22 protein-coding genes are annotated in these 11,893 nt (G+C 41.9%); all 22 read left to right on the forward strand.

From position 1 onward, the window contains the following. The first annotated feature begins 100 nt into the window (after positions 1 to 100). The 22 genes from rpsQ (at position 101) to EFA47_RS19745 (ending at position 11,739) form a co-directional block, all read left to right on the forward strand. Entirely contained in the window at positions 101 to 358 is a 258-nt protein-coding gene (gene rpsQ, locus EFA47_RS01625) for a 30S ribosomal protein S17 (protein WP_122641718.1), read from the forward strand. Positions 359 to 390: 32 nt separating this feature from the next. Continuing rightward, complete coding sequence (gene rplN, locus EFA47_RS01630) at positions 391 to 759, forward strand: 50S ribosomal protein L14 (RefSeq protein ID WP_117990125.1); 369 nt, start codon at positions 391 to 393, stop codon at positions 757 to 759. 13 nt (positions 760 to 772) lie between these two features. After that, on the forward strand, positions 773 to 1,084 hold the full coding sequence (gene rplX / locus EFA47_RS01635) for a 50S ribosomal protein L24 (RefSeq protein WP_122641719.1): 312 nt from the start codon (positions 773 to 775) through the stop codon (positions 1,082 to 1,084). Positions 1,085 to 1,107: 23 nt separating this feature from the next. Further along, on the forward strand, positions 1,108 to 1,647 hold the full coding sequence (gene rplE, locus EFA47_RS01640) for a 50S ribosomal protein L5 (RefSeq protein ID WP_122641720.1): 540 nt from the start codon (positions 1,108 to 1,110) through the stop codon (positions 1,645 to 1,647). 13 nt (positions 1,648 to 1,660) lie between these two features. Then, positions 1,661 to 1,846 carry a type Z 30S ribosomal protein S14 gene (locus EFA47_RS01645; protein ID WP_122641721.1) on the forward strand — a complete coding sequence of 62 codons (186 nt, stop codon included), beginning with the start codon at positions 1,661 to 1,663 and terminating at the stop codon, positions 1,844 to 1,846. A gap of 418 nt (positions 1,847 to 2,264) precedes the next feature. Next, on the forward strand, positions 2,265 to 2,666 hold the full coding sequence (gene rpsH / locus EFA47_RS01655) for a 30S ribosomal protein S8 (protein ID WP_122641723.1): 402 nt from the start codon (positions 2,265 to 2,267) through the stop codon (positions 2,664 to 2,666). 158 nt (positions 2,667 to 2,824) lie between these two features. Beyond that, on the forward strand, positions 2,825 to 3,367 hold the full coding sequence (rplF, locus tag EFA47_RS01660; protein ID WP_122641724.1) for a 50S ribosomal protein L6: 543 nt from the start codon (positions 2,825 to 2,827) through the stop codon (positions 3,365 to 3,367). Between the two features lie 17 nt (positions 3,368 to 3,384). After that, positions 3,385 to 3,753 (forward strand): 50S ribosomal protein L18, encoded by a 369-nt coding sequence (gene rplR, locus EFA47_RS01665; protein ID WP_122641725.1) that lies wholly within the window; start codon positions 3,385 to 3,387, stop codon positions 3,751 to 3,753. 15 nt (positions 3,754 to 3,768) lie between these two features. Then, complete coding sequence (gene rpsE / locus EFA47_RS01670) at positions 3,769 to 4,278, forward strand: 30S ribosomal protein S5 (protein ID WP_122641726.1); 510 nt, start codon at positions 3,769 to 3,771, stop codon at positions 4,276 to 4,278. 95 nt (positions 4,279 to 4,373) lie between these two features. After that, positions 4,374 to 4,556, forward strand: a complete 183-nt coding sequence (gene rpmD, locus EFA47_RS01675; protein WP_122641727.1) for a 50S ribosomal protein L30 — start codon at positions 4,374 to 4,376, stop codon at positions 4,554 to 4,556. Between the two features lie 25 nt (positions 4,557 to 4,581). Next, positions 4,582 to 5,022 (forward strand): 50S ribosomal protein L15, encoded by a 441-nt coding sequence (gene rplO, locus EFA47_RS01680; protein WP_122641728.1) that lies wholly within the window; start codon positions 4,582 to 4,584, stop codon positions 5,020 to 5,022. Beyond that, positions 5,022 to 6,374 (forward strand): preprotein translocase subunit SecY, encoded by a 1,353-nt coding sequence (gene secY / locus EFA47_RS01685; protein WP_122641729.1) that lies wholly within the window; start codon positions 5,022 to 5,024, stop codon positions 6,372 to 6,374. The genes rplO and secY overlap by 1 nt, the downstream gene beginning before the upstream one ends. 208 nt (positions 6,375 to 6,582) lie before the next feature. After that, positions 6,583 to 7,227 (forward strand): adenylate kinase, encoded by a 645-nt coding sequence (locus tag EFA47_RS01690; protein WP_122641730.1) that lies wholly within the window; start codon positions 6,583 to 6,585, stop codon positions 7,225 to 7,227. Positions 7,228 to 7,230: 3 nt separating this feature from the next. Beyond that, the gene (locus EFA47_RS01695) at positions 7,231 to 7,512 is read left to right on the forward strand and encodes a KOW domain-containing RNA-binding protein (RefSeq protein ID WP_122641731.1); all 282 of its coding nucleotides are present in this window, start codon (positions 7,231 to 7,233) and stop codon (positions 7,510 to 7,512) included. 2 nt (positions 7,513 to 7,514) lie between these two features. After that, positions 7,515 to 7,733: a translation initiation factor IF-1 gene (gene infA / locus EFA47_RS01700; RefSeq protein WP_109711824.1), complete on the forward strand. Its 219-nt coding sequence runs from the start codon at positions 7,515 to 7,517 to the stop codon at positions 7,731 to 7,733. A gap of 119 nt (positions 7,734 to 7,852) precedes the next feature. Next, positions 7,853 to 7,966: a 50S ribosomal protein L36 gene (gene rpmJ, locus EFA47_RS01705; protein WP_003497809.1), complete on the forward strand. Its 114-nt coding sequence runs from the start codon at positions 7,853 to 7,855 to the stop codon at positions 7,964 to 7,966. A 314-nt stretch (positions 7,967 to 8,280) separates the two neighbouring features. Next, positions 8,281 to 8,649, forward strand: coding sequence for a 30S ribosomal protein S13 (gene rpsM / locus EFA47_RS01710; protein ID WP_122641732.1), 369 nt, complete (start codon positions 8,281 to 8,283; stop codon positions 8,647 to 8,649). Positions 8,650 to 8,678: 29 nt separating this feature from the next. Next, a complete protein-coding gene (rpsK, locus tag EFA47_RS01715; protein ID WP_122641733.1) occupies positions 8,679 to 9,074 on the forward strand; it encodes a 30S ribosomal protein S11 in 396 nt (131 codons plus the stop codon). A 154-nt stretch (positions 9,075 to 9,228) separates the two neighbouring features. Next, positions 9,229 to 9,822, forward strand: coding sequence for a 30S ribosomal protein S4 (gene rpsD, locus EFA47_RS01720; RefSeq protein ID WP_122641734.1), 594 nt, complete (start codon positions 9,229 to 9,231; stop codon positions 9,820 to 9,822). Between the two features lie 85 nt (positions 9,823 to 9,907). After that, positions 9,908 to 10,867 (forward strand): DNA-directed RNA polymerase subunit alpha, encoded by a 960-nt coding sequence (locus tag EFA47_RS01725; protein WP_122641735.1) that lies wholly within the window; start codon positions 9,908 to 9,910, stop codon positions 10,865 to 10,867. A gap of 128 nt (positions 10,868 to 10,995) precedes the next feature. Then, positions 10,996 to 11,532: a bL17 family ribosomal protein gene (locus tag EFA47_RS01730; protein ID WP_122641736.1), complete on the forward strand. Its 537-nt coding sequence runs from the start codon at positions 10,996 to 10,998 to the stop codon at positions 11,530 to 11,532. 69 nt (positions 11,533 to 11,601) lie between these two features. Further along, on the forward strand, positions 11,602 to 11,739 hold the full coding sequence (locus EFA47_RS19745; RefSeq protein WP_164689901.1) for a hypothetical protein: 138 nt from the start codon (positions 11,602 to 11,604) through the stop codon (positions 11,737 to 11,739). Positions 11,740 to 11,893 lie beyond the last annotated feature (154 nt).

Below are 11,893 nucleotides of genomic sequence, written 5' to 3' on the forward strand. Positions count from 1 at the left end.
TTTCACGATTTAGCCTAGAGGTGTTTTCAAACCTGGCAGGCACTGTCCGGCTTAGTGAAGAAAATTTCCTTATTACAACAATTTGAAAGGAGTAGCAACTGTGGAAGAAAGAAATCTTAGAAAAACCCGTACAGGCAAGGTTGTAAGTGACAAAATGGACAAAACAATCGTTGTTGCCGTTGAAGACCACGTTAAGCATCCGCTTTATAAGAAAATCGTAAAAAGAACTTATAAATTGAAGGCTCATGATGAAAAGAATGAGTGCAACGTTGGAGATAAAGTAAAAGTTATGGAAACAAGGCCTCTGTCCAAGGATAAGAGATGGAGACTTGTGGAAATTATGGAAAAAGCGAAATAATCTGTTCGCAATATTGAAGGAGGTTTACCTGCATGATACAACAAGAAAGCAGACTTAAAGTAGCAGACAACACAGGCGCTAAAGAGTTACTGTGTATCCGTGTACTTGGCGGCTCTACAAGAAGATATGCCAATATCGGAGATGTGATCGTTGCAACTGTTAAAGATGCAACACCAGGCGGCGTTGTGAAAAAGGGTGATGTTGTAAAAGCCGTGGTTGTCCGTACTGTGAAGGGTGCACGCCGCAAGGATGGTTCCTATATCAGATTCGATGAAAATGCTGCTGTAATTATAAAAGACGATTTGAACCCACGTGGAACACGTATTTTTGGACCAGTAGCCAGAGAGCTTCGAGAGAAACATTTTATGAAAATAGTTTCTTTAGCTCCGGAAGTACTGTAGGGAGGTGCTTTAGATGTCAACTATGAAGATTAAAAAGGGTGATACAGTCAGAGTAATTACCGGTAAGGATAAAGACAAAGAAGGCAAAGTTATTGCTGTAAATAAAAAAGACAGAAAAGTTCTGGTTGAAGGCGTCAACATGCTGACAAAGCACACAAAACCGAGTGCTGCCAATCAGAATGGCGGTATTATCCATCAGGAAGGCCCGATCGACATTTCAAATGTAATGTATGTCCATAAAGGCAAAACAACAAGAATCGGCTTCAAGATGGATGGAGACAAAAAGGTGCGTTTTGCTAAATCAACAGGCGACGTAATTGATTAATTCGAGGAAGGAGGCCCAGGGCTTTGAGTAGACTGAAAGAACAATACCAGAATGAGATCGTTGATGCAATGATCAAAAAGTTTGGATATAAAAATATTATGGAAGTGCCGAAGATCCACAAAGTTGTCATTAACATGGGTGTGGGCGAGGCAAAAGATAATGCGAAGATTTTGGAGTCAGCAGTTGCAGATCTTGAGAAGATTTCAGGACAAAAAGCAGTTCTCACAAGAGCTAAGAATTCAGTTGCTAACTTTAAGATCAGAGAGGGCATGGCTATTGGATGTAAAGTTACCCTGAGAGGCGAAAGAATGTACGAGTTTATGGATCGCCTGATCAACCTGGCATTGCCCCGTGTACGTGACTTCAGAGGGGTGAATCCAAATGCATTCGATGGGAGAGGAAACTATGCTCTTGGTATCAAAGAACAACTTATTTTCCCTGAAATTGAGTACGATAAAGTAGATAAAGTCAGAGGTATGGATGTGATTTTTGTTACAACAGCCAAAACTGACGAAGAAGCCCGTGAATTATTGACACAGTTCAATATGCCATTCACTAAGTAAAGGAGGGAAATTCATGGCAAAGACATCAATGAAAATCAAACAGCAGCGCAAAGCTAAATTTTCAACAAGAGAATACAGCCGCTGCAGAATCTGCGGACGTCCACATGCATATTTAAGAAAGTATGGGATCTGCCGTATTTGCTTCCGTGAACTGGCATATAAAGGACAAATCCCAGGCGTGAGAAAAGCAAGCTGGTAGGCATGATTTTCTCAGTGTGTGTATTATACACACATAGAAAATCAGCCGTTCTTCCGACAGAGGAGGAAGAACAACCAAAAAGAATTCTTAGTGTGTGTATTACACATAGAAAATCAGCCGTTCTTCCGACAGAGGAGGAAGAACAACCAAAAAGAATTCTCAGTGTGTGTATTACACATAGAAAATCAGCCGTTCTTCCGACAGAGGAGGAAGAACAACCAAAAAGAATTCTCAGTGTGTGTATTATACACACATAGAAAATCAGCCGTTCTTCCGACAGGGGAGGAAGAACAACCAAAAAGAATTCTTAGTGTGTGTATTACGCATGGAAAATCAGCCGTTCTTCCGACAGAGGAGGAAGAACATCCTGGATAGGACCAGCGTTTAACCGATAAAGAAATAAGGAGGTCAATAATCAATGACTATGAGTGATCCAATTGCAGATATGCTTACGAGAATCCGTAACGCAAATACTGCTAAACATGATACAGTTGATGTTCCTGCATCTAAGATGAAGGTTGCGATTGCAGAAATCCTCTTCAACGAAGGATATATCACAAAATATGATATTGTAGAAGATGGAAATTTCAAGACAATCCATATCACTTTAAAATATGGTGCAGATAAGAACGAAAAAGTTATTTCAGGTCTCAAGAGAATTTCCAAGCCTGGACTCCGCGTCTATGCCAACACAGAAGATATTCCCAAAGTACTGGGGGGACTCGGAACAGCTATTATTTCTACAAATAAAGGTGTTGTCACAGACAAAGAGGCAAGAAAGCTCGGCGTGGGCGGCGAAGTACTCTGCTTTATCTGGTAGGTACTTGTACCCTCCGGGAAAATACAGAGCCTGGCAAAAGGGCGTTCTTTAGCTTTAGTAAGGGGGATGATCCCAAAGAGAAGGACACCTGAAAAGCAACTGAAAACAGAGAAGCCTTGAGCTGCTTCTCCGAAAATTTAAGTTATAGGAGGTAAGGTATGTCACGTATAGGAAGACTGCCAATCGCAATTCCAGCAGGTGTAACTGTGGACATTGCAGAAAATAACGTAGTGACTGTAACAGGGCCAAAGGGGACTCTTAAAAAAGAGCTTCCGGTTGAGATGGAAATCAAGAAAGACGGCGAAGAAATTACCGTTACAAGGCCAAATGATTTAAAGAAAATGAAGTCTTTGCATGGACTTACAAGAACATTAATCAACAACATGGTTGTTGGTGTGACAGAGGGATATCAAAAAGTTCTGGAGGTCAACGGTGTTGGTTACAGAGCTGCGAAATCCGGAAATAAGCTGACATTAAGCTTGGGATACTCCCATCCAGTTGAGATGATTGATCCAGAAGGCGTTGAGACTGTTCTGGAGGGTCAGAATAAAATTACTGTAAAAGGTATTGATAAAGAAAAAGTAGGCCAATACGCAGCTGAAATCAGAGACAAGAGAAGACCGGAGCCATATAAGGGCAAAGGAATTAAGTATGCTGACGAGGTTATCAGACGCAAGGTTGGTAAGACTGGTAAGAAATAAATAAGGAGAGTGTGAAAATGGTTAGTAAGAAATCAAGAAGCGAAGTTCGTAGAAAAAAACACATGAAATTACGTAACCGTTTCAGCGGTACTGCTGAGAGGCCACGTTTGGCTGTGTTTAGAAGTAATAATCATATGTATGCACAGATTATTGATGATACAGTTGGAAATACTCTGGTTGCAGCTTCCACTCTTCAAAAAGATGTGAAAGCAGAATTAGAAAAGACCAACAATGTTGACGCCGCAGCATATTTAGGAAAAGTAATTGCAGGCAAGGCGAAGGAAAAGGGTATTACAGATGTTGTCTTTGACAGAGGCGGCTTTATATATCAGGGAAAAGTTAAAGCATTAGCAGACGCAGCCAGAGAAGCTGGGTTGAATTTCTAGGAAGGGAGAACACATATGAAACAGGAACGTATTGATGCTAGTCAGATGGAATTAACAGAAAAAGTGGTATCAATCAAACGTGTTACCAAGGTTGTTAAAGGTGGTCGTAACTTCAGATTCACAGCTTTAGTAGTTGTCGGCGATGGTAAGGGCCATGTTGGTGCAGGTTTAGGAAAGGCTGCTGAAATTCCAGAAGCGATCCGTAAAGGGAAAGAAGATGCGATGAAAAAGTTAATCACTGTTGCAATGGATGACAGTGAGAGTGTAACACATGATACTATTGGAAAGTTTGGAAGTGCTTCCGTACTGCTGAAGAAAGCTCCGGAAGGTACAGGTGTTATTGCCGGAGGCCCGGCCCGTGCGGTCATCGAGATGGCAGGAATCAAAAATATCCGTACAAAATCTCTTGGATCCAATAATAAGCAGAATGTAGTTTTAGCTACAATTGAGGGACTTAAAGAGATTAAGACTCCGGAAGAAGTTGCGAAACTTAGAGGCAAATCAGTAGAAGAGATCGTAGGCTAGGAAGATAGGAGCGGCTCTGCCGTACATGCAGGCAGAGGTATACTCTGCCGCACAGAGGAAAGAGGACTATTCTATCGTGTAGGAGGTAAAATATAATGGCAAATTTAAAAGTTACACTGGTAAAGTCTACAATCGGAGCTGTGCCAAAGCATAGGAGGACTGTTAAGGCCCTTGGACTCAGGAAACTTAATAAGACGGTTGTGCTGCCGGATAATGCAGCAACCAGAGGCATGGTACAGCAGGTTAGACATTTAGTGAAGGTTGAAGAAGAAGCGTAAATAAAAAAGATAAGGAGGTAATATCATGGACTTATCAAACTTGAGACCGGCAGACGGTTCTAAGCAGAATGATAAATTCAGAAGGGGCCGCGGACATGGTTCTGGAAATGGCAAGACAGCCGGTAAAGGCCATAAGGGGCAGAAGGCCCGTTCAGGCGCTACAAGGCCAGGCTTTGAAGGCGGTCAGATGCCTTTATACAGGAGAATACCAAAGAGAGGGTTTACATGCAGGAATTCCAAAGAAATCATAGGTATTAATGTAGATGCTTTAGAGGTATTTGAAGATGGCATGACAGTTTCAGTGGAGACATTGATGGAGCAGGGCATTGTTAAAAACCCGAAAGATGGAGTGAAAATTCTTGGAAATGGAGAGTTAACTAAGAAGCTTACTGTTCAAGCAAATGCATTTAGTGCAAAAGCTGCTGAAAAGATTGAGGCCCTTGGTGGAAAAGCAGAGGTGATCTAATGCTAAAAACAGTACGGAAAGCATTTCAGATAGAGGATATTCGAAAGAGACTTTTCTATACTTTTTTAATGCTGATCGTTGTCAGACTTGGTTCCCAGCTGCCGACTCCAGGTGTGGATCCAACCTATATACAGAATTTTTTTGCGAACCAGACCGGTGATGCATTCAATTTTTTTGATGCATTTACCGGTGGTTCCTTTACCCAGATGTCAGTATTTGCACTGAGCATTACGCCATACATCACTTCTTCTATCATTATGCAGCTTCTGACTATTGCCATACCAAAGCTGGAGGAGATGCAGAAAGAAGGAGAAGACGGCAGAAAAAAGATTGCAGCAATTACACGTTATGTCACAGTTGTACTTGCCCTTGTAGAATCTACTGCTATGGCAGTAGGATTTGGAAGGCAAGGACTCCTGGTAGAATATAATTTTGTAAATGCTGCTGTTGTAGTATGTACACTTACAGCCGGATCTGCATTCCTGATGTGGATCGGCGAGCGTATTACAGAAAAGGGAGTGGGAAACGGCATTTCTATAGTCCTGCTTATCAATATCATTTCCCGTGTGCCAGATGACTTTTTTAACCTTTATACGTTATTCGTAAAAGGTAAGACACTTGCAAAAGGCGGATTGGCGGCGATTGTCATAATTGCTGTCCTGCTTGTTGTAATTGTATTCGTTATCATCCTGCAGGGTGGTGAGAGGAAGATTGCAGTTCAGTATTCCAAAAAGGTTCAGGGAAGAAAAACTTATGGCGGGCAGTCCACTCATATCCCTCTGAAGGTAAATACGTCAGGTGTTATACCAGTTATTTTTGCATCATCATTGATGCAGACACCCATTGTGATTGCCTCTTTTCTTGGAAAGGGAGAGGGCAGCGGCATTGGAAGCCAGATTCTGAGGGCAATGAATTCAAATAATTGGTGCAGGCCAGACAACTTGGTTTATTCATTAGGTCTGATTGTATATATTGCACTTACCATTTTGTTTGCATATTTTTATACATCCATTACATTTAATCCACTTGAAATTGCAAATAACATGAAAAAGAACGGAGGATTTATCCCGGGGATCCGCCCAGGGAAGCCGACTGTTGAATACCTGCAGAAGATATTAAATTATATTATCTTTATAGGTGCCTGTGGCCTTGTGATTGTACAGGTAATTCCCTTCTTTTTTAATGGCGTATTTAATGCAAACGTATCTTTTGGCGGGACATCCCTGATTATTATCGTAGGTGTTGTCTTAGAAACAATTAAGAAGATTGAAGCCCAGATGCTGGTTCGCAATTACACAGGATTTTTAAATAATAGAGGAAATTCGATGAAAAATAGTTTCCTTGGCTATTAAATGGTGCGAAGCCTGCGGGCCGGAGCATATCTGGCAAGTGAGTGCTCGCGGGGTGAATCCTCTGTGGCTTGCTGCGGGGGATTTTCCTGAAACTATTTAGCTCGCTCATGCTTTATCCGGCAGGGATGGGGCTGGCGAGTTAAAATGCTATATGGATATTTATCGCTGTGAGGGTGAAGCAGGCGGCGGTAGGAATGGAGGGACAGGTATGAAGATTATTATGTTAGGAGCTCCAGGGGCAGGCAAAGGTACACAGGCAAAAAAAATTGCGGAGAAATACAAGATTCCCCATATTTCAACGGGGGATATCTTTAGGGCAAATATTAAAAACGGCACAGAGTTAGGGCAGAAGGCAAAGACTTATATGGATCAGGGACTGCTTGTGCCTGATGAGCTGGTGGTGGATCTTGTCGTGGACAGGGTGAATCAGGACGACTGTGCAGAAGGATACGTACTGGATGGATTCCCCAGAACTATTCCCCAGGCAGAAGCGTTGGATAAAGCACTTGCTGCTTTGGGACAGAAAGTGGACTACGCTGTTAATGTGGAAGTACCTGATGAAAATATAGTCAGCCGTATGTCAGGAAGAAGGGCATGTGTAGAATGTGGCGCCACTTATCACTTAGAGTATGCGCCTACTAAGATGGAAGGCGTATGCGACAATTGTGGGGGCGGATTGATACTCAGAGATGATGACAAACCGGAAACAGTCTTAAAACGACTCGGTGTTTACCATGAACAGACACAGCCTCTTATTGATTACTACACAGGGGCAGGCATTCTCAAAGAGGTAGACGGTACAATCGATATTGATGATGTGTTTGGGGAAATCGTAAAGATTCTGGGAGAATAGTATATGCTGTTTAAACCAGGAATGCTTGTCAAGTCTAAGGCTGGGCGTGATAAAGGCTGTATATATGTTATAATTGATGTCAATGCTGAATATATATATCTGGCAGACGGCGTGAAAAGACCTGTCTGCCGGGGCAAAAAGAAGAACAGAAAACATCTGCAGGCCATTAGGAGGAATATTTCTCAGCCTGCCTCAGATGATGAAGCAATCAGAAATGTAATAAGTGAGTATTTATGTTTGGGTGAGAAGAGGAATAGCGGAGAGCCGAACATGCAGGAGGATTAAGTATGTCAAAAACTGACGTGATTGAAATTGAAGGAGTCGTGGCCGAGAAACTGCCAAACGCAATGTTTAAGGTGGAGCTGGAGAATGGACATATCGTGCTGGCCCATATCAGCGGGAAATTACGTATGAATTTTATTAAAATATTGCCGGGAGATAAAGTGACATTGGAGATGTCCCCATATGATCTCAGTAAGGGGAGAATTGTCTGGAGAGATAAGTAAAAAAAGTATTGACTTTAGGAGAAATAAAGTGTTATACTATGAAATGGCCATTTTTGGATAGGTGTGCCCAAAAATGGTTGTGACATACAGCAAAGCAAAGGATGGAAGGAGGATTTGACATGAAGGTTAGATCATCAGTAAAACCAATCTGTGAAAAATGCAAAATTATTAAAAGAAAAGGAAGCATCAGAGTAATCTGTGAAAATCCGAAGCACAAACAAAGACAGGGATAATTTCCAGAAGTCAAAGTTTGTGGATTAATTAGGCGGCTGACAGCGCGACACACTAGGAAGTGTGTGGGGCTGTTTAATATACAGTAGGGCTACATTATGCTGCAATGGCAGGTACCGCAGGGTTCGTGGTCTTTTGTATATTGCTTATAATACCCGGCTGTCATTTACGGGGATTCCCGTGCCGGGAAAGGGTATGCACAGTTTTTAGTGCAGGCCTGGATGTTTGGATGATGGCAGAAGCACCTTTCTGGCAGCCTGAGGAACATCCCAGTTAGGGACAATATGAAAACAGATTTGAAATGGAGGAAAGACACATGGCTCGTATTGCAGGTGTAGACTTACCAAGAGACAAACGTGTAGAAATTGGCTTGACTTATATTTATGGAATTGGAAGAGTAAGTGCAGGCCGTATCTTAGCAGCGGCAGGAGTAAACCCTGATACCCGCGTAAGAGATCTGACAAGTGAAGAAGTAAAGAAAATCAGCGAAGTGATTGATGAGACACAGGTAGTAGAAGGTGATCTCAGAAGAGAGATCCAGCTGAATATTAAGAGACTGAAAGAAATCGGCTGTTATCGTGGAATCCGCCACAGAAAAGGCCTTCCGGTGCGCGGCCAAAAGACCAAGACTAATGCAAGAACTTGCAAAGGTCCAAAGAGAACTGTAGCGAATAAGAAAAAATAACAAGAATTCAAGAAAGTAGGTTAGTTTAAATGGCTAAGAAAGTTACCAAAAAAGTGACAAAAAAACGTGTCAAGAAAAACGTTGAACGGGGACAAGCACACATCCAGTCATCTTTTAATAACACCATAGTGACATTAACAGATACACAGGGAAATGCTCTTTCATGGGCAAGTGCAGGCGGTCTGGGTTTTAGAGGTTCAAGGAAATCTACTCCATATGCAGCACAGATGGCAGCAGAGACAGCAGCAAAGGCAGCATTAATATATGGTCTTAAAACAGTAGATGTTTTTGTAAAGGGTCCAGGATCAGGCAGGGAGGCAGCCATCCGCGCACTTCAGGCATGCGGTATTGATGTTACAAGCATCAAAGACGTAACGCCGGTGCCACATAATGGATGCCGTCCGCCAAAGCGCAGAAGAGTATAGTGGATTGTGATCTTGCAGATACGATTATAAAACGAATACGGATTTCTCATTATCCGGCAGGTACACTGCGGGATAGGTCGGACTGGCAAAGCCAGCTGAAGGGGCAGGTTTTATGCTTAGAGGATCCGTCTTATATTTTAGGAGGAAGCGAATAATGGCAGTAAATAGAGTTCCAGTTCTTAAAAGATGCCGTTCATTAGGTATGGACCCAATCTATTTAGGAATTAACAAAAAATCTAACAGACAGTTAAAAAGAGCCAATAGAAAAATGAGCGAATATGGCCTTCAGCTGCGCGAGAAGCAGAAAGCTAAGTTTATTTACGGCGTGCTGGAGAAGCCTTTCAGAAATTATTATGCAAAGGCAAAACAGATGGAAGGAATGACAGGTGAGAACCTGATGGTTCTCCTGGAATCCAGACTGGACAATATTATGTTCCGTATGGGATTTGCAAGGACAAGAAAAGAGGCAAGGCAGATTGTTGGCCATAAGCATGTCCTTGTAAATGGAAAACAGGTAAAAATCCCATCTTACCTGATTAAAGCTGGTGATACTGTTGAAATCAAAGAGAAGCACAAAGGAAGCCAGAGATATAAAGATATCCTGGAGATGACAGGTGGAAACATGATCCCTGACTGGCTGGAAGTAGACGCAGAGAACCTGAAAGGCACAGTAAAAGAACTTCCCTCCAGAGAGGCAATTGATGTTCCAGTTGATGAGATGTTAATCGTCGAGTTGTATTCTAAATAATTCTTTATGGGATTAAAATTTTTAAGCTTGGCATTTAATATCGTACCCCCTCAACATATTTTAACCCATAAGGAGGGTCTGTGTAGTGTTTGATTTTAATAAACCTAATATTGAAATTACAGAAATTTCAGAAGATAAAAAATATGGAAGATTTGTTGTGGAGCCTCTGGAGAGAGGATATGGGACAACGCTGGGGAACTCCCTGAGAAGAATTATGCTTTCTTCTCTTCCGGGAGCTGCCATCAGTTCTGTTAAGATTGACGGGGTTCTGCATGAGTTCAGTTCCATACCAGGTGTAAAAGAAGATGTTACCGAGATTATCATGAATTTAAAAGCATTGGCAATCAAGAATACATCTGAATCAGACGAAGTAAAGACTGCATATATCGAATTTGAAGGTGAAGGCGTTGTAACAGGTGCTGACATCCAGGCGGATTCCGATATCGAGATTATGAATCCTGATCAGGTTATTGCTACATTAAGCGGCGGTAAGGACAGCAAGCTGTACATGGAGCTTACCATCACAAAGGGCAGAGGATACGTAAGCGCAGACAAAAACAAAAACGAAGACTTACCGATTGGCGTAATACCAATTGATTCTATTTATACACCGGTTGAGCGTGTGAATCTAACTGTTGAAAACACACGTGTCGGCCAGATTACTGATTATGATAAACTTACATTAGATGTATGGACAAAGGGAACTTTGCTTCCAGATGAGGCTGTCAGCCTTGCTGCCAAAGTGCTCAGTGAACATCTCAAGCTGTTTATTGATTTGTCAGAGGTTGCACAGGCTGCTGAAGTCATGATTGAGAAAGAAGATGACGAGAAAGAAAAGGTTCTGGAGATGAGCATTGATGAACTGGAGTTGTCCGTCCGTTCATACAACTGTTTAAAGAGAGCTGGTATTAATACAGTGGAGGAACTTACTAACAAGACCCCTGAGGATATGATGAAAGTCCGTAATCTTGGGCGTAAGTCTCTGGAAGAAGTACTGGCGAAGCTCAAAGAACTGGATCTTGAGCTGAATCAGGGCGATGAATAATCATTAGCCTTATATAATAGATTATTATTTGAATTATCCTGCCAGTAAATCCGAAGAGTGTGGCGGGAGCATTTGATTAATAAGTCCGAAGATGCATAACCAAATGTGGAAAATGGAGGATTAGAACAATGGCAAAATACAGAAAACTTGGCAGGACATCCAGCCAAAGAAAAGCCCTAATTAGAAATCAAGTAACTGCATTGCTGAACCACGGTAAGATTGTCACTACAGAGGCAAAAGCTAAAGAAATCCGTAAAGTAGCAGAGAAATTAGTAGCTATGGCAGTGAGAGAGAAGGATAATTTTGAGGAAGTAACTGTCAAAGCAAAAGTTGCCCGTAAAGATAAAGACGGTAAAAGAGTAAAAGAAGTTGTTGATGGCAAGAGAGTTACGGTATATGATGAAGTTGAGAAGAAGATTAAAAAGGATATGCCCAGCAGGCTCCACGCAAGAAGGGAGATGCTGAAAGTACTCTATCCTGTAACAGAAGTACCAACTAAAGGGGCAGGGAGAAAGAGAAATACAAAAAAGGTTGATTTACCTGATAAGTTATTTTCTGAAATTGCTCCTAAATATGCAGACCGCAAGGGTGGTTATACAAGAATTGTAAAAATTGGCCAGCGTAAAGGGGATGCGGCTATGGAGGTTCTCATTGAACTTGTTTAGTGAGCATGGTTAAAGGCGCCCCTTTAATTCATACTTATTGAACTAGTAATGCCCAATAAGTATACCCTTATGGGAATTATGATAGAGACAGTGAAATGGATGAAGGCAGAATCTGAAAAATATCAGATTCTGCCTTCTTTATTCTCCCTTGCAAGGATCCAGGCAGACATGCCTACTATCCAGTTGGCGGCTGCAGCGAGGGCCTAATACCCCGATACTTGCATCGCTGCTAGTTTGATGCCCCATGCTTACATCGGGGCCTTTTGTTTTTATCTGGCCTGCCCCTTGGAGGAATGATCACCCCCTTTACATTGAGCTACAATAGCATTACATACAAAGGAATTGCTGTATGTTGACACTT

It is taken from the genome of Luxibacter massiliensis, assembly GCF_900604355.1.
Classification (GTDB): Bacteria; Bacillota; Clostridia; order Lachnospirales; family Lachnospiraceae; genus Luxibacter; species Luxibacter massiliensis.